Genomic DNA, 17,751 nt, shown 5'->3' on the forward strand with positions numbered 1-17,751 from the left:
TTTATCTTGTGAGAATAAATCCACAATAAGCCCAATAAATTCCAAAAATAATTATGATAAATGAAGAGATATAAAGCATAGCGCGCGAAAATTTTGCGCTGATAAAATTCGCCACGCCACCAAAAGCTAATAGCGCAGGCAAGGTAGATAATCCAAAAACCGCCATTACAAGCGCGCCTTGCAGGGCATCGTGGCTCATTATCGCCATGGCTAGGTAGGTATATACTAGCCCACATGGCAAAAGTCCGTTTAAAAACCCAAGCAGACAAAACCCCAAAATATCCTCCCTGCCAAGGGCGAATTTCATAGGTTTGGCTAAAAAAAGATTATAAATTTTTTGATTTTCGATAAATTTTAAAAGCGCGCCCCGTTTTAATAGCGCAACGCCAAAAATAATCAGTAAAATTCCCGCGCAAAACTGCATAAAACCAGCTGTTTTATCGCCAAAAACTATAACCGAGCCAAACGCCCCACCAAGCGCGCCAAGCATGATATAAGCGAAAATTCTACAAATTTGATAAACAAGCGAGAAAAAAAACGCCCTAGCCCTGCTAAGGCTAGCTAGTTTGGCATTATAAGCTATCACAAAGCCCCCGCACATGCCAATGCAGTGCGTCAAGCTCAGCATTAGCGTGGCGGGTATGATAGCAAAAAAACTAATCATAAAATTTCTAAAAATTCTTTGAAAATGTATTTGCTTTCGTTTGGTCCGGCACTCGCTTCTGGGTGGTGTTGGACTGAAAAAACAGGGTAGTTTTTGTATCTCACGCCCTCGATTGTGCCGTCAAATAGATTTCTGTGCGTGATATCGCAAATCTCAGCTATGGATTCTGGCACATTGTAGTTGTGGTTTTGCGCTGTGATTTCGATAGATTTGTTAAACAAATTTTGCACAGGGTGATTTGCGCCGTGCTGGCCAAATTTGAGTTTGTATGTCTCATAGCCCATAGCGTTTGAAAGCAGCTGATGACCAAGGCAAATGCCAAAAATCGGAATCCTAGCCTCGATTATCTCTTTGATTTGCGCGATTTCGTCTTTTAGCATTTTTGGCTCGCCTGGACCATTTGATAAAAATACGCCGTGAATTTCGCCAGAGTTAAATTTATCAATCAGCGTTTTTGCCTTAGTATTATACGGGAAAACCTCCACGCTAAGGCCCAAATCACAAAGCTCATTTAGGATATTTCGCTTCACACCATAATCCATTACAGCGATTTTTTTGCCATTTTTTTTCGGCGTGCTATAAGCGCCCTTGACTGCGTCCCAATGGCCTTTTTCGTGGATATATGGGGTTTTGGTGCTTACAATGCTGACATAATTAACCTCTTCAATCCTAGCTGAGTCTTGAAGAGCTTTTTTTAATGTTTCTTTATCGCTGATTTCAGTCGAGACAAAAACCCGCAAATTTCCCTCATCGCGAAGCATTTTTGTAAGATATCTCGTATCTATATCATACACGCCAAATTTGCCGTTTTTGATGAAATACTCTTCTAAATTTTGCTCGGATCTGAAATTTGAGGGAATATTGTTAAACTCGCGGATAAAAATTCCGCTAGCGTGGATTTTGCCACTCTCCTCATCGTCGCTGTTCGTGCCTACAATGCCGATTTCTGGCATAGTAAAGACAATAAACTGCCCAGCATAGCTAGGATCTGAGATGATTTCTTCATATCCTGTAATAGAGGTATTAAATACAAGCTCACCAAAGGCACTTCCACCCTTGCCAAACGCCTTTGCCTCCAAAAACACGCCGTTTTCTAAATAAACATACGCTTTCACAGCATACCTCTTTTTTTAAGCTCTTTTTCGTAAGTTTGCGCAAACACAAGCTCGTATTCCTCGGTGCCTGGGATTAGCTTTTTGCCATGACCTTGCATTAGCTCATAGACATCTTCTTCGATTTTTTTGTAAATTTTCAAATACCCCTCGATTGAGTTGTAAATGATAGTTTTGATGCGATTTTCGCTCACTTGATAATCTACTAAATTTTTCTTCCAAATCGTCTCTAAAATTTCATGCGAGATATTTGAGTATCTATCCTCGAAAATCAGCTCGAAATTCTCTTGTGCGGCGAGTTTGCGCTTGATAAGCCAAAACATATCTTTTTTATTTACATTCATTTCGTCAAATTCATCGATTCTCTCGTCCATTAGCTCATTTGCGCGCTCGTCTATGGCTTTTTCTTTTTGCAAATCAGTTTTGATGATTTCTGAGGCTACCTTGGCTATGGGCTCGACGCCAGAGCTAAGTGTAACCATGCCAGAATTTAATATATCTATCGCAATTTTTTGCGCTATGTATGGAACATGTGCTAGTTGTATTCGCATTATCCGCCTTTCTTATAATATAATTGTATCTGTTCGCTCAGGGCTAGTAGAGATAAACCCTACCTTTGTGCCTGTTAGTTCCTCGATTTTTCTAATATAATTTTGCGCATTTTGTGGCAAATCTTCGAATTTTTTGATTCCTTTTACGCTATCCCAGCCCGGCATTTCCTCATATACAGGCTCTACCACGCCAAGCTCGATTGGGAAATAATCAATCACTTCGCCATTTATCTTATATGCTTTGCAAATTTTAATACTCTCAAATCCGTCTAAAACATCTAGTTTCATAAGGGCAAATTTATCAATTCCGTTGATTCTAGATGTGTATTTCGCTGCTACGCCGTCAAACCACCCACATCTGCGTCTTCTACCTGTCGTAGTGCCAAACTCATGCCCGATTTCGCAAAGCCTATCACCATACTCATCTTTGGCCTCTGTTGGGAAAGCGCCATTTCCTACGCGCGTAGTATATGCTTTAACGATTCCGATGACCTCGCCAACATCTTTTGGCGCTAATCCAAGACCCGTGCAAGCCCCAGCTGCGATAGTCGAAGAGCTAGTTACATACGGATATGTGCCGTGATCGATATCTAGCAAGCTTCCTTGCGCCCCCTCTACAAGGACTTTTTTGTCATAATCAAGCGCCTTCCAAATCATATTAGTTGTGTTTGCGATATATGGTTCTAGCACAGATTTATAGCGTTTGATTTCCTCGTAAATTTCCATTTTATCAGGAATTTTGATATTTAAGCTCTCAAAAAGTTGCGCTCTGCTCGCAAAATCCCTAACTAGGGCTTCTGTTAATTTCTCTGGTTCTAAAAGCTCGATTATGCGGTGTCCTGTGCGTGAAATTTTATCCGCATACGCAGGTCCGATACCCTTGCCTGTGGTGCCAATAGCCTTATCGCCTTTTAATTTTTCCTTAGCTTGGTCGATTAGCGAGTGATACTCTAAATTTAAAAACGCCTTTTCGCTGATAAAAAATCTACCCTTCAAATCCCCAAATTGCGCCATTTCAGTGATTAAAACATCAGGGTTAATAACCACGCCATTTCCGATGATATTTATGATATTTTTGTGCAAAACACCGCTTGGGACTAGGTGAAGCGCGTATTTTTCGCCATTTACGATGATTGTATGACCGGCGTTGTGTCCGCCGCAGCTTCTACATACGAAATCGTAATTAGCACTAATCATATCTACGATTTTACCTTTTCCCTCATCGCCCCATTGAGCGCCTACGATTACATCAACCTTACTCATGTTTAATCCTTTATCATTAATTTTTCTATCAATGCATCAACCAAAAGTGCAAAACCACTCGACTTCAATCCGTCAATCTCATAATTTCCGCCATTGCAAAGCACGCTATTTTCGTCTAAAAATCTAAAAAATAGCGCCTTGTAATAGCGCATTTTTGAATAATACAAAAGCGAAACTCTGATATTTTTATACTCTACGCCTAAATTTAAAATTTCATCTAAACAAGGCTTAATCTCCTCTGGGACGATTTTTCGTAAATTTTCCACATCGCCCAAATTTGTCGCGCGCGCTGTTTTGCCTAGCCAGTCGCAGTTTTGAGCCAAAATCGTCTCGATCTCGCCCTTTTCAAAAACGCTAATTGGCAAATTTAGTATTTCGCAAATTCGCTTTGGAATTTCGATATTGCTTAGTTGTAAAACGGGTTCTAAGCTAAATTCTCTAAAAATTTGTATTGCGATTTTTATCGCCAAGGCTAGGTTGCTCTCATCTATTAACTCTGCGCCGATTTGGTAAAATTCCTCACTAGGGTATTTAAATGTAGGCTGGATATAAAAAAGTCTTTTTAGGCTTTCATCTTTTAGTCTTCGGCGCACGATTCGCACGACATCAACCGTGCTATCGGCACGAAGCGCGATTTCGTGGTTGCTAGGATCGGAAAATTTCAAAAGCTTCGCCCCAGCCACGCTTAAATGCTGATGATACGAAAAATACGGCGTGAGAATTTCGCTAAATCCGTGATTTTCTAAAATTTTGCTAGCTTTGTTTTCGAGTTCTCTTTTTAATTTTGCGCTTGTGCCAAAATATAGGCGCGAACCATTTGGTATTTCGTGATCAAAGTCCGCACTGACGCTATTTATCATGATTCCTCCAAATTTAGTATAAACTTATCTACTCGCGCTTTGTATTTTGTAATGAAGTTTTGTAAATCTTCAAATTCAAGCGCAAGAATATCCAAAATTTGCTTATTAATTTCTGTATTTAGCATAAATTTATGGCTTGTGGATTTTTCGATTCTGGTTTTGATCTCTTTGATTTCTTCTTGGAAAACTTCGAAGCGAAGATCGGTGATATCGCCGTGTTCTGCGTTTTCTAAAAATTCAAGCGCGATATTTTTGTAATCAAGGGCAATCAAAAAGTTTTCAAACTCATCTTTTGTGATTGGTTTAGCGCCCTTGGCCTCTTTTAGCTTGGCGATGATAGCAGTGATTTCTCTTCTATCGACGGCTTTTCCGAGGAAATTTCCTTGCATAAAATTAAATTTGAAATTTTTAAGCAAACGGCGTGAGAGCGCGTTTTCGATACCCTGCGCGCCTAGTTTTTCAAATTTCAATTCACCGCGCAAGTATTTCACCAAATCTAGCAGATTTTTTATACCTTCGCGCTTTTTGGCGACATCTAAGCAGAGCCTCATATCGATTTTAATGATATCAAAAGGCATACCTTTTAGGTATTTTGAATTTTGATGATTTGCATTATTTAGAGCAAATTTAATGCCAAAATCAGCGTATCTTTGCCTAATGAGTTTAAAATCAGCTGCGGTTCTGTCGTTAAAATCGGTGATTTCAAACATAAATAGCTCAGTCTTTGGCGCGTATTTTTCTATCGCGCGCGAAGCGAAATGGTAAAATTCATCGCTTTTTAGCACTTCTAGACTGATATTTATCGAGCAGAGAGAATTTGTCTCTTTGTTAAATTTCAACATTTGCGTAAATGAAAATTTAGAGATTAAAATTTCAAGTTTCGGCTCTCTGATATCAAATAAAAAGTCGCTAGGCAACAAAACACCCAAATTTTCGCGTCGCCATCTTAGCAAAAGTTCGTAGCCGTAAATTTTGTCTTTATCATCGATGATAGGCTGATAAAGCATGAAAAATTCGTTGTTTTCGATAGATTTTTTCAGCCTTTCCTCGCTGATTTGCAAATCGTCGAAATTCTCTTTATCAAAGATACAATATCTATTTTTTCCGCTCGTTTTAGCGCGGTACATTGCCCGATCTGCCCTGCTTAAAAGCTCGTTGAAATCGATTTCTTCGCTTCCGTCGTAAAACGCCGCGCCCACGCTCACGCTCGCGCTTACCTCGTTGCCATCAAGATTAAATTTTTTATTCGCAATTCCTAAAAGTCGCTCTAATAGCGCGTGCGCTGCTTTTTCGTCTTTCAAATCCCCTATAATCGCGCCAAACTCATCTCCGCCAAGTCTGGCTAAAATATCGCCCTTGCGAAGTAGGTTATTCATAGTCTTGCTGACCTCTTGCAAAAACAAATCCCCCACATCGTGGCCGAAATTATCATTAATCGCCTTAAATCCGTCAAAATCTATAAATAGCACAGCCGCAAGCTTGTTTTGTTCCTTTGCCGCGCTTAGATACTCGCCCGCTGCGTTCATAATATAGATTCTATTTGGCAAGCCTGTGAGCGCGTCGTGGTGAGCGATTTTGACAAGCTCGCTCTCTTTTTTCTTAATCTCAGAAATTTCGTTAAACATTAAAATATAGTTGCTTACCACGCCAAATTCATCTTTTATCGCGATAGCCGAAAACAGCGCAGGGAAATCATCGCCGTTTTTCTTGACGCAGTAAATTTCATCTGTATAGCTTAGGCTCTCTTTGTCAAGCTTTTCCTTGATTTCGCCCATTATACCGCCGTCGTGATCGACTCTGAAATACTCTGGCACCTCGCCCACGACATCGGTTTCGCTAAATTGCATAATCGTATAAAATGCCCTATTTGCGCGGATAATCCTACCGATATCATCTGTAATGACAATCGCTTCTAACGACCTTAAAAATACATTTGAATTTAGATTTAGCTCAGCTTCAATGTCTTTTTTAGCGGTGATATCCTCGATAGTAGCGACGATTTCTTCGGCACCGCCACTTCTTTTTTCTTTTTTGCTAGCATATCCTTGCAGGCTAATCCACGCGTATTTTAGCTCGTCGTTATCGCTTAGCTCGTCATTTAGCTTGATTCTGATTTCGCATGAAATCTCATCGCTTATGCCTAGCTTGCATTTGTTAAGTTCGTCGTTAAATTTCTTCAAATCCACATAGTAAATTTTCGCTACGAAATCGCCTATACTCATCTCTGTATCGACGCTAGCTTCCTTACTACCTAAAATCTCCATATACTCTTTGCTAAGCATAATTTTTTTGGCTAGCAAATCAATCGTGCATGGGCTATACGATCTGGTTTTTAAAAGCTCTTCGTTGCTTTTCATATCTGATTTGAGTTTGTTGATTTCCATAAGCTTATCGTGTATGTTGGTAAAATACATAACGACTTTGCGCTCTTTTTTATACACGCAAATCGTAATCTCATAAAACGCCCTAATCGAATTTCTATGCAAAATCGGATAAACCCGCTTGGTAACTTCATTATTTTGCCTAGTATCGCTCATAAGGTTTCTTAGCTCGTTTTGCAAAGAATCGGCGTCGCTTTTTTGAAATAGGCTCCAAAAATATGTCTTACCCTCTAAAATTTGAGTATTTTCATATCCCCAAATTTCACGCGAACTAGCGCTGACATCGATTATTTCGCCACCTTTGATGACTACGGTTACGATTGGAGCGTCATTTAGATATTTATACTTTTCTTTGGTATCGGTGTAAAATTTGCGGTATTTTGAGGCGTCCAGTAGGACATAAAGCACCAAAATATCCTCACCATTGCGCACAAAGGTCTTTTTGATATACATATCCTTTTTGCCGTTTGGGGTATCGTGCGTGTGGATAACATAATTTTCTTTGGTGTAAAGTGAAATTTGGCTTTGGCGGGCGTTTTCATACAGCGAAGTCGCTTCTAGCGTAAAGATATTTTTGCCCACGATATCATCGCCGTAAAGCTCCTTGGCTCTAAGGCTAGCGTTGTTTATCATGCCATTTGTGTTTTCGACGCTAAAAATCATTAGCGAGCTTTTTTTCAGCGCGTCGATAAATGTAAAATCCACCTTGCTAGCCCTGCCAGAATACTGCACGCTTTCATCGAGTTTTTGCGCGATTTCTAAAATTTGATCTAGCGCGCCCATGGTTTCGATTTTACTCGCTGTGGATTTATACACGCCACCTGAAACCGAGCTGTGAAGCAGGTGCAAAGGCTCGAAAATTCGGCGTTTTAAAAATTTGTAATTTGTCAAAGTGATTAGCAAATACAAAAACAAAAAGCCAAGCGCTAGCAAAACCAAAAGGTTTTTTAGGCTTAGATATTCTTTTAAATTTTTGCTTATCATTATGAAATTGTTCGAATCGTCAAATTTCTCAAAATAGACAAATTTGCGCTCGCCAAGGCTTTTTAAAATTTTGAGTTTTTTCTCGCCTTCAAAATCAAATCTATTTGTATAAAGCACGAAAATATCGTTTGTGATATTAAAAATTTCGCCATCTTTGTTAAAAAGCAAAATTTCGCCAAGGCCGGTAAATTTGTCATTTAGCGAGGTTGTGTTTGCAAAGGCTATCAAAAATGTATTTGCCTCGACCCTTTGGATCAAAAAATATCTATTTGCGCCATTAATCTGCATGAAGCGCGAGATATAGCGGTTGTCTTTGATTTTTGAGATAAAATTATCAAGCCTAAGTTCGCCCAAATTTGCCATAGCCGAATCGTTGAAATACGAGGCTATAACCTCGTCTTGATTGCCCACAGCCCTGACATAAAAAATCGCGTCGAAATTTTGCTTTTGCGAGGCTGTATGCTCGATGAGACGGAAATACAAGGTTCTTCTTGCATACTCGTTTTCGGTTTTTAAACCTTGATAGGTTTTGAGGTTTTCAGATAAAATTTCAAGTTCGCTAAAAAGCTCAGCGTTGCGGTCTTTTACAGCATTTTTTGCTACGCTTAATTTGGTAGAAAGCTCGGCTTGGATATTTGAGCCCACAAAGCCAAAAATGCAAAAAACAAGCGCAAAAATAGCCAAAATTCCAAGAATCAAAGCTATAAAAAATCGTTTGGTTATTACTCTTTTATCTTCCATTTTTATGCCAAAAATTTAAATTTTTCGCGCCATTTTAGCAAAAAAGTGATTAAAGTCTTATTTTATTTGACCTTTCACCCAAAAAATGCATAGCCAAAAGCACCAAAAAACTAAAAATCAGCATAATCGCCGAGTATAAATGCGCGCTGGTAAAATCTAAAATTTCAGTCGCCTCATAAATCGCGATCGAAGCTACCTTAGTCTGCTCGCTCACAGAGCCTCCTATCATCAGCACCACGCCAAACTCTCCCATAGTGTGCGCGAAACATATCACCACAGCACTTATCACCGAGGGTTTCATCGCTGGTAGTAGCACCCTAAAAAGCGTAGCAAAAAATCCCTTACCTAGCGACCACGAAGCGTGGCGAAGCGAGATTGGAAGCGAACGAAACCCGCTAAGCATGGGCGAAAACATAAATGGTAGAGAGTAAATACAGCTTGCAATCACTAAACCGCTGAAATTAAAGACAAATCGCACGCCAAAATTTTCATCGAAAAACCTGCCAAGCGTCGAATACGGCGATAAAAACACAAGCAGATAAAATCCCAGCACGCTTGGTGGAAGCACGAGTGGAAGCGAAATGACACTTTCAATCACGCTTTTAGCGCGAAAGTTTTTATATGCCATAAAATATGCCAAAAACAGGCAAATCCAAAACAGAGTAAATGTCGTCACCACCGAGAGTTTAAGCGAAATCAAAAACGGCGTGAGGTCTAAATTTTGTAAAGCTTCAATCACTGTTTTCCTCGATTTTTTTCAAATTTATATTAAAGGCTTTTGCGCCCACGCTCACGCTATCGCCCACGCGCAAATCCCTAGCCTCACTCACGCTTAAAACCACTTCGCAAAGTTGCGCCCCAACAGCGATTATAGCGATATTTACGCCACCTGCCTCGCGCAAAGCAACCACCTTGCCACGAAAGCTAAATTTTTGCGAACCGCTAGTTTGCAAGAAAATTTCACTTGGCGAACCCTCGCGCACAAGGCTTCCGTTTTTTAGCTCATACACACGCTCACACAGCCTGTAAATCTCGCTAATATCATGGCTGACAAGGATAATTGTAGGGCGAAATTTCTCATGGATTTTTTTGAGATAGTCTTGGATTTTTTCACGGATTTTGTAATCCAGCGCCGATAATGGCTCATCAAGTAGCAAAATTTCTGGGCTTTGCATGAGCGCACGAGCCAGTGCCACGCGCTGTTTTTGTCCGCCAGAGAGCTGCGAAATGGCGAAATTTGCGTATTTTTCAAGCTCTAAAAATTTTAGCATTTCGCCTGCTTTTTGCAAATCTTTTTTGGCAAAAAGCAGATTTTCTATCACGCTCATATTCTCAAAAAGCGCGTAGTCTTGGAACAAAAAGCCGATTTTTCGCTGCTTAGCGTGCATAAATTTTCGCCCATTATCTAGCGTGATTTCGCCGTTTGTAATCACCCCGCTATCTATTTTCATAAAGCCAGCAAGTAGCCTTAAAATCGTGGTTTTACCAGATCCACTAGCCCCATACAGACAGACAAAGGAACCCTTTTTTATCTCTAAATTCACACTGATTTTAAAATTTTCGTTTAGCCGTTTTTCGCAATCAATCTTAATCATAAATTTTCTCTATATAAATCGCGCTTGCATTTGCGTAAATATAAATTTCATCGCCCACGCAAAGCCCTAAATTTCGCACACTCTGCGTGGTTGCGATAATGTCAAATTCTAAATTTTGCTCATTTTTACAAAAACTTAAATTTGATAAAATTTCGCCAAATTTAATATCCGAAATTTTGGCGCAAATTTCATTTTCTGCCGAAATTTCACACTTTTTGCGCGCTAATACTGCCTGCGTCGCTTTAAAGCCAATTTCTACGCCTAATCCCACGCTAAGGGGCTTTGGGAGTTCTAAAAAAACTCCGCAAAGCCCGTGAGAGAAAAGAATTTTATAAATTCCCTCGCTCGCTAAAATTTGCTCTACCCTAACTCTCAAAACTCATATCCGTATTTGGCGAAAATTTCCCTGCCCTTATCGCTTAAAATAAAGTCATAAAATGCCTTTGCTTCGGCGTTGTTTTGGGCTTTTTTGAGTATTACCATGCCTTGCGCGATCGGCTCGTAAAGCGAGCTAGGCACAAGCACGAAATGTTTGCCCTCCTCGCACGGCGCGCCTGCGCAGCCACCCTCTTTCATTTTTGGTGCATACATCGCACTTGCTGCCACAAAGCCCACATCAGCCGCACTTAGCGTCTGTGTTAGGGCTTCGCCGATTGATTTAGCCTCGATTATTTTTGCTTTTACGCTATCAAAAATTTCAGCTTTTTGCATAGCTTCCACGCTAGCAGTGCCGTAAGGGGCTGTTTTTGGGTTTGCGATAGAAATCGTTTTTACCTTTTCGTCTTTTAGCGCGTCAAGGCCTTCCCCTAGATCCACGCCACGCACGCTTAGCATTGCAACCTTGCCTTTGGCGTAAGTTTGCGCTTTTGCCGTAGCAAAACCAGCCTCAAACAAATCATCGGCAAATTTCATATCAGCCGCCATAAAAATGTCAAATGGTGCGCCGTTTTTGATCTGCGTATTTAGCGCACCACTTGCGCCAAGGCTCACATTTAGCGTGGTTTGCGGATATGCTTTGGCGAATTCAGCCTTAATCTCGTCAAAAGCGTAAGTCGTATTCGCAGCCGCTGCGATAGATACCTCGCCCGCATTTAACGCACCACATAGCGCAAGAGCGCAAAGTAAAAATTTGTGTTTCATAAATTCTCCTTAAAAAAATGGATTTTAAATTTTAAAATTTTATCGCTCAAAATCACACGCCGATAATGATATCATCGGGCTCTATGCACGCCATCACCTCATCGCCCACGCCCAAATTTAGCTCATTTGCGCTTTTGCGCGCGATTATGGCGATTATGTTTTGATGACCCGCAGTATCAAGGCAAATTTGAGCGTTTTTAATGCCGATTTTGACATCACTGATTTTGCATTTCACGCCGTTACACTCGCCCAAATTTTCGCCTTTTAAAATTTTCACACTTGGGGCTTTGAAAATTAGCAAAACCTCTTTGCCAGGCCTTAATTCTAGGTTTTTTTCACTTTCGATTGTGATTTGTGCGTCTAGCTTCTGGCCACCTGAGAGCGTGAGCGTGATCATACTATCGACTGCGCCTCTGCTAATCTCGCTAATTACGGCGTTTAATTGATTTCTGGCTGAGAGTTTTATGCCAATTCTTTCAAGTCCGATTAAATTTTCATCGCTGATATCATCGGCCTTTAAAATTTGCTCCAAAAAACTATCCCCAACCCTGCTAATGATATCATAGGAGCGAATTAGGCTTTTAGCGTAGTCAGTGAGCTCCGAGCCACTATTTTTTTTCGAGCCTTGCGCGCGAGAAATCAGAGGCTTTTTGCTGGCATTGTTTATCAAATTTAGGCTATCCCAGCAGTTTTTGTAGCTAATGCCGATTTTTTGGGCGGCTTTGGTGATTGATTTGGTCTCATCGACAGCTTTTAGCAAGGCGATATGGCGTGAAATCAGCGTCGTATCCTTGCTAAGATAAAGTTCTAGCGCAAATTTAGCGTTCATAAATTTTCCTTTTTATTTCATTTACTTTTTGTGATTTTATCTATATAAAATAATATATTTAAAAAGCTTAAAAATACCTTTTTATGGGATTTTATTTCATTATTTTAATTTTAATTTCACACATAGACAAAAATTTACTTAAATTTTGTAAAATCGCCCTTTCGATTAAATTTAAAAGGATAAGGGTTGAAATTTCATAGAGCTTTTTTATGCGCCGTTGCGTGTAGCTGTGCGCTGTATGCCACCGATACTAGCGCTGAGATTGATGAGTTTGACGCCGAGTATAGTCAAAAGGAAGTTTTCGATCCGCTAAGTGGCTATAACCGCGTAATGACGGGCTTTAACGATGTGTTTTACCGCTATTTGGTGACACCTGTGGCCACAGGCTATGATTATGTCATGCCAGATCCCATACAAGGGGCGTTTGCGAACTTTTTCCACAATCTAATGTATCCAATGCGCCTGACAAACAACCTTTTACAGGGCAAATTCGAAAACTCATGGGACGAGACGAAAAGATTTTTGATAAACACTACAATTGGTTTTGGCGGGCTTAGCGACGCAGCGACTTTGCATTTTCAAATTCCACGCCACGACGAAGATTTCGGTCAGACACTAGGATATTGGGGCGTGCCAGCAGGACCACATATCGTGTGGCCGATACTAGGGTCTAGCAACCTACGCGATACTTTCGGGCTTGTGGGCGATTTTTTCACCAATCCGATAAACTATATCGACGATAACACCGTAAGTATGTCGGTAAATGCGTTTAGGATTTTTAACGATTACTCTCGCGATCCTGAATTTTACGAGAAAATGACAAGCGGGGCTGTGGATTTATACCCATTTTTACGCGATGCTTATGAGCAAAGCAGAGAACAAAAAATAAAGGAATAAAAATGAAATTTTTTAAAATTTTAACTTTGGCGTTTTTACTTTTTAGCTTTTCACACGCTATTAGCGACGCTGATATCGAGCCAGTAATGAGCCAAAAGGTCGCCACAGCAGTTTCGATTATGAGGGACAGCGCGCTCGCAAAGGACGCAAAACCAGCCAAAATTTTCGCTCTATTTGATGAGTATTTCGACTATAAACAAATGGCAAAACTATCCCTTGCCAAGCATTATGCGAACCTTTCAGACGCCCAAATCGCCGAGTTTAACAAAGCTTACGAGGCGCATTTGAAACGCTCATTTATCGATAAACTCTCGCTTTATACCGACCAAGATATGAAAATTTTAAGCAAAGAAGCTCCAAGCGAAAAAAGACGGGTGCTAAAAACGCAAATCATCGGCGAGGATAAAAACTACGCAATAGATTTTAAATTTTTCCCAACCGGGAGTGATTGGCGCATTTACGATGTCGATATCGTGGGCGTTAGCCTAATCCAAACCTACCGCTCACAATTTGGCGATGTCGCGCAAAATTTGGGCTTTGACGAGCTATTAAAACGCCTTAATGCGACCGTAATCGAAAGTGGCAAATAACGCTTGAAACGCATTTTTCGCTTAATTGTCAAATTTCCAAAGAGCGTTTTAGCTATATTTAGCGCTCTTGCGCTCTTTTTTGGTTATTTTTGCACGCACCTGCAAATCGACGCTTCTAGCCAAACCCTGCTTTTAGAAAACGACAAGGATTTAGAGATTTGGCGCGAAGTTAGCGCTAGATATGCTACGCCAAATTTTTTCGTCGTGGCATACACTCCCTCGCAAGATTTACTAAGCAAACAAACACTTGAAAATATCGCAGAACTTAACGCCAAATTTAGCGCGCTAGATTTCGTTGATAGCGTGGTGGATTTGGGAAATGTGCCGCTTTTGTTAAACAAAAAGGGCGATTTAAGCGAGCTTTTAAAACATATCCCCACGCTAAAAGACGCAGATATCGACCTAGCCGCTGCTAAAAAAGAGCTACTAACCAGCCCATTTTACGCTTCAAATTTAGTCAGCGCAGATTTTGGCACGACTGGAATTTTGATAAATTTAAAGCCAGAGAAAAAATACGAAGAGCTACTTCGTGCGCGAGATAGTGCGAAAAACGCCCTAAATTTGGCAAAAAAATCAAATTTGGCGAATTCCGAAATTTCAAATTTAAAGCAAAATTTAAAACTTGCCGAGCAAAATTTCAAAGCTTACAGAGATGAATTACGCATTAAAGACCACGAAAATTTACAAAGTCTTCGAGCCATAATCGCCGAATTTTCTAACGCGCACCCTAGCGAGCGGCTGTTTTTGGGCGGTATAAATATGATAGCTGATGATATGATAAGCTATGTCAGAAACGACCTTAGCACTTATGGTGTGGGCGCGCTAGTGCTCTTGCTAGCGTGCTTTTGGCTCTTTTTTAGGCAGGCGAAATTCATCGTGCTTCCGCTTATTATTTGCGCTTACTCAGTAATGATTAGTAGCGGACTTTTCGGACTTTTGGGCTTTGAAATCACCGTAATTAGCTCGAATTTCATCGCCCTTGTGCTAATCATCACGGTTTCAGTATGTATCCACCTAATCGTAGCTTACCGCGAATACAGCGCCAGATTTCCTAGCTTTTCGCAACGCCAGCTAGTATATGCGGTCTTGCGCGAGCGGGCTAAGCCATGCTTTTTTGCGATTTTTACCACGATTGTGGGATTTATGTCGCTAATTTTCTGCGATATTAAGCCTGTGATTTCGTTAGGAATTATGATGAGCGTGGGAATTGCATGCTCGCTAGTCGTGGTGTTTTGCCTCTTTGGCGCGGTGATGAGCATATCTAGGCGCACGCACAATAATCGCAGTTTTGAGAAACAGTTTCGCTTCACCCATTTTTGTGCGAATTTAGCCCTAAACCACAGAGGCAAAATTTACGCAGTTTGCGCGCTGGCTGTTTTGGCTGGGATTTTTGGGATTGGCAAATTGCGTGTGGAAAATAGCTTCATTGGCTATTTTAAAGAAAATACTCCGATTTATGCCGGTATGGAGGTCATCGACACCAAGCTTGGCGGGACAATTCCACTCGATATCGTGATAAAATTCCCAAAATCGCAGAGCACGCCAAGCGAGGAAATGGACGAATTCGAGGCCGAATACGCCGCGAACGAAAACGACCCAAAATACTGGTTTAGCTCCCAGAAAATGCGCATTATAGGCAAAACTCACGCATTTTTAAAAGACCAAAACATTAGCGATCACAAATTTATCGGGCAAGTAAGCTCTCTAAGCTCGCTTTTGCAAGTCGGGCGCGAGATAAACTCTGGCGAAGAGCTAGATGATTTAATGCTAGCCCTGATTTACTCCGAACTGCCTGAGAACTACCGAGAAATGGTGCTTTCGCCCTATGTTAGCATAGAAGAAAATGAGGCGCATTTTAGCGTTCGCACGATTGATAGCGATCCAAATTTACGCAGAAATGAATTTTTGCAAAATTTGCAAAATGATTTAGATAAATTGCTCGCAAATGACGGCGTAAGCGCACAGGTAAGCGGTATAATGGTGCTTTATAACAACATGCTCCAAACCCTAATGAGCTCGCAAATCGGCACACTTGGCATTACGGTTGGGGTTTTGTTTGTGCTGTTTTGCTTGATTTTCCGCTCGCTAAGCTACGCATTTATCGCGATTGTGGTAAATCTAATCCCGCTTTGCGTATGCTTTGGGATAATGGGGATTTTGGGTATTCCGCTAGATATTATGAGTATTACGATTGCCGCGATTAGTATCGGTATCGGCGTAGATGATGTCATACACTATCTATTTCGCTTCCGACGCGAGTTCGCGCGCACGCAAGATAGCGCAGAGGCAATCCGCGCAAGCCACGCTAGTATCGGGTATGCGATGTATTATACTTCGTTTGCGATAATTCTGGGATTTAGCGTTATGATGATAAGCAATTTTTGGCCGACGATTTATTTTGGGCTTTTAATCTGCCTTGTAATGGCGCTTTTGTTGCTTGGCGCGCTCATAATCCTGCCTTCACTCTTAATGAGCAAATCTAGGTTAAAAATTTAATCTAAAATCAAATTTATCCTGCTATAATGGCGAGTTTTGGAGAGGATGATGACCTGGTGGCGTCTGCGGACTTCAAATCCGATAAGAGGGCGGTTGACCGCTTTCTGGGGGGTTCGATTCCCTCACTCTCTCGCCAAAGTCTAAATTTCAAAATTTCAAATTCTTAGCGCAAAATTTTCTAAAATTCACAATTCTGCAAATTTTATACGAATTTAAAATTTAAACTTAGTATTTTTGAAAAATTTTAAATTTACATAAACCCCAAACCACAAGGCGTGGCTGGGGTTTGGAATTTAAGAATTTGACTAATTTGAGTGTTCTAGATATGAAATCACGCCAAGGGCGGCTGTCGCGCCGTCTGCGGCTGCGCAAACGACCTGTTTTGGCGCATCTATGCGCAAATCACCCGCCGCAAAAAGACCTGGCAGGCTTGTTTGCATTTTTAGATTTACCACGACCTTGCCTTCGTCGTTCATATTGCAGATAAAATCGCCGTTTTCGTCCCTTAGCACGCTGTTTCGCACATCAAGCCCCACGAAGGTAAAAATCCCAGGCAGGCTCAATTCTCTTTTTGCACCTGTGTTTTTATCGCTAACGACAATGCCCGTTACTCCGCTATTATCGCCTTTGATCTCATCGACAATGGCATTTGTGATAAGCTCGATTTTCTCGTTATTTTTGACCTTTTCGATAGTGTTTGGCGTAGCGCGGAAACCGTCTCTTCTATGGATTAGATAGACTTTCGAGCAGATATTTGCTAGATACAGCGCCTCTTCGAGCGCAGTATTTCCACCGCCAAGCACCGCTACTTCTTTGTTTTTATAGAAAAATCCGTCGCAAGTAGCACATGTGCTAACGCCACGCCCAAAAAACTCGTCCTCGCCCTTGACCCCTGCTCTACGAGGTTTCGAGCCAGTGGCTACAATTACAGCCTTGGCGCGAGCGGTTTTGCCACCCTCTAAAAATATGCTAAATGCGCCGTCTTCGTCCTTTTTGATACGCTCGACGCTTATCATTTCGTGTTTGAGCCCGAAGCGAAAGCACTGCTCCTGCCATGGCGCCATAAAGCTCATGCCGTCCATCACGGTCGCTACGCCAGGGTAATTTTCCATTTCGGAGCTACTTGTGATTTGGCCTCCTGGCATACCCATTTCATACATTACGACATTTTTAAGTCCACCCCTTGTGGCGTAAAGTCCCGCACTTAGCCCAGCTGGACCGCCACCGATGATTGCTAAATCTAACATTTTTTCTCCTTTGTTTTATTTTTTAATCAAATTTAGGACTAAATTTCAGTGAAAAATAAAAAGGGCTTTCGCCCTTAAATTTTAAAGTAATGAGTTTATTTTATCAGTGATTACTTGTTTTGATTGCGCGCCGATTAGTTGAGCTGCAACTTCGCCGTTTTTGAAAAATAGCATAGTTGGGATCGAGCGAACGCCAAATTCTACTGCCAAATCTTGCGCCTCATCGGTATTTACTTTGCAAATTTTAGCTTTGCCCTCAAACTCGTTTGCTAGCTCGTCGATGACAGGGGCAATCATACGGCATGGTCCGCACCATGGAGCCCAGAAATCAACTAACGCAACGCCCTCGCCTACTACATCTTTGAAATTTGCAGATGTAAGTTCGATATATTTTCCCATAA

The 17,751-nt window shown here is 41.1% G+C and carries 16 protein-coding genes and 1 tRNA gene; 4 read left to right on the forward strand and 13 right to left on the reverse strand.

What is annotated here, in order from left to right; all coding sequences use genetic code 11:
* Window position 1: 1 nt before the first annotated feature.
* Genes OFN73_RS03220 through OFN73_RS03270 form a run of 11 tightly spaced genes read right to left on the reverse strand, consistent with a single transcriptional unit; the run spans window position 2 to window position 12,120 of the window.
* Window positions 2-664 (reverse strand): sulfite exporter TauE/SafE family protein, encoded by a 663-nt coding sequence (locus OFN73_RS03220; RefSeq protein ID WP_270862196.1) that lies wholly within the window; start codon window positions 662-664, stop codon window positions 2-4.
* Window positions 661-1,779, reverse strand: coding sequence for a glutamine-hydrolyzing carbamoyl-phosphate synthase small subunit (carA, locus tag OFN73_RS03225; protein ID WP_270862197.1), 1,119 nt, complete (start codon window positions 1,777-1,779; stop codon window positions 661-663). Before carA ends, OFN73_RS03220 begins: the two co-directional genes overlap by 4 nt.
* A complete protein-coding gene (locus tag OFN73_RS03230) occupies window positions 1,776-2,327 on the reverse strand; it encodes a DUF507 family protein (RefSeq protein ID WP_270858407.1) in 552 nt (183 codons plus the stop codon). Before OFN73_RS03230 ends, carA begins: the two co-directional genes overlap by 4 nt.
* 12 nt (window positions 2,328-2,339) lie before the next feature.
* A complete protein-coding gene (locus tag OFN73_RS03235) occupies window positions 2,340-3,590 on the reverse strand; it encodes an adenylosuccinate synthase (RefSeq protein ID WP_270862198.1) in 1,251 nt (416 codons plus the stop codon).
* A gap of 2 nt (window positions 3,591-3,592) precedes the next feature.
* Entirely contained in the window at window positions 3,593-4,450 is an 858-nt protein-coding gene (locus tag OFN73_RS03240; protein WP_270862199.1) for an ATP phosphoribosyltransferase regulatory subunit, read from the reverse strand.
* Window positions 4,447-8,556: a sensor domain-containing diguanylate cyclase gene (locus tag OFN73_RS03245; RefSeq protein WP_270862200.1), complete on the reverse strand. Its 4,110-nt coding sequence runs from the start codon at window positions 8,554-8,556 to the stop codon at window positions 4,447-4,449. The genes OFN73_RS03240 and OFN73_RS03245 overlap by 4 nt, the downstream gene beginning before the upstream one ends.
* Before the next feature lie 49 nt (window positions 8,557-8,605).
* On the reverse strand, window positions 8,606-9,292 hold the full coding sequence (gene modB / locus OFN73_RS03250; protein WP_442868099.1) for a molybdate ABC transporter permease subunit: 687 nt from the start codon (window positions 9,290-9,292) through the stop codon (window positions 8,606-8,608).
* Window positions 9,288-10,151, reverse strand: a complete 864-nt coding sequence (locus OFN73_RS03255) for an ABC transporter ATP-binding protein (RefSeq protein WP_270862202.1) — start codon at window positions 10,149-10,151, stop codon at window positions 9,288-9,290. The genes modB and OFN73_RS03255 overlap by 5 nt, the downstream gene beginning before the upstream one ends.
* Window positions 10,144-10,527 (reverse strand): hypothetical protein, encoded by a 384-nt coding sequence (locus OFN73_RS03260; protein WP_270862203.1) that lies wholly within the window; start codon window positions 10,525-10,527, stop codon window positions 10,144-10,146. Before OFN73_RS03260 ends, OFN73_RS03255 begins: the two co-directional genes overlap by 8 nt.
* Complete coding sequence (gene modA / locus OFN73_RS03265) at window positions 10,524-11,291, reverse strand: molybdate ABC transporter substrate-binding protein (RefSeq protein WP_270862204.1); 768 nt, start codon at window positions 11,289-11,291, stop codon at window positions 10,524-10,526. Before modA ends, OFN73_RS03260 begins: the two co-directional genes overlap by 4 nt.
* A gap of 52 nt (window positions 11,292-11,343) precedes the next feature.
* Window positions 11,344-12,120, reverse strand: coding sequence for a TOBE domain-containing protein (locus OFN73_RS03270; protein WP_270862205.1), 777 nt, complete (start codon window positions 12,118-12,120; stop codon window positions 11,344-11,346).
* 186 nt (window positions 12,121-12,306) lie between these two features.
* Here OFN73_RS03270 and OFN73_RS03275 point away from each other — a divergent pair, with 186 nt between their 5' ends.
* The 4 genes from OFN73_RS03275 to OFN73_RS03290 all read left to right on the forward strand — a co-directional run bounded on the left by OFN73_RS03275 (window position 12,307) and on the right by OFN73_RS03290 (window position 16,239).
* Complete coding sequence (locus OFN73_RS03275) at window positions 12,307-13,017, forward strand: MlaA family lipoprotein (protein WP_270862206.1); 711 nt, start codon at window positions 12,307-12,309, stop codon at window positions 13,015-13,017.
* A gap of 2 nt (window positions 13,018-13,019) precedes the next feature.
* Window positions 13,020-13,607 carry a Tgt2/MlaC family protein gene (locus OFN73_RS03280; RefSeq protein WP_270862207.1) on the forward strand — a complete coding sequence of 196 codons (588 nt, stop codon included), beginning with the start codon at window positions 13,020-13,022 and terminating at the stop codon, window positions 13,605-13,607.
* Between the two features lie 3 nt (window positions 13,608-13,610).
* A complete protein-coding gene (locus OFN73_RS03285; RefSeq protein WP_270862208.1) occupies window positions 13,611-16,103 on the forward strand; it encodes an efflux RND transporter permease subunit in 2,493 nt (830 codons plus the stop codon).
* Window positions 16,104-16,141: 38 nt separating this feature from the next.
* Window positions 16,142-16,239 (forward strand) — tRNA-Sec (locus tag OFN73_RS03290).
* A 169-nt stretch (window positions 16,240-16,408) separates the two neighbouring features.
* Here OFN73_RS03290 and trxB read toward each other — a convergent pair.
* Together trxB and trxA are read right to left on the reverse strand one after the other, a co-directional pair.
* On the reverse strand, window positions 16,409-17,350 hold the full coding sequence (gene trxB, locus OFN73_RS03295) for a thioredoxin-disulfide reductase (protein ID WP_270862209.1): 942 nt from the start codon (window positions 17,348-17,350) through the stop codon (window positions 16,409-16,411).
* An 81-nt stretch (window positions 17,351-17,431) separates the two neighbouring features.
* Window positions 17,432-17,749, reverse strand: coding sequence for a thioredoxin (trxA, locus tag OFN73_RS03300; RefSeq protein ID WP_270862210.1), 318 nt, complete (start codon window positions 17,747-17,749; stop codon window positions 17,432-17,434).
* Between the last annotated feature and the right edge of the window lie 2 nt (window positions 17,750-17,751).

The sequence above is a fragment of the Campylobacter sp. JMF_14 EL1 genome (assembly GCF_027737585.1).
Lineage (GTDB): Bacteria > Campylobacterota > Campylobacteria > Campylobacterales > Campylobacteraceae > Campylobacter_B.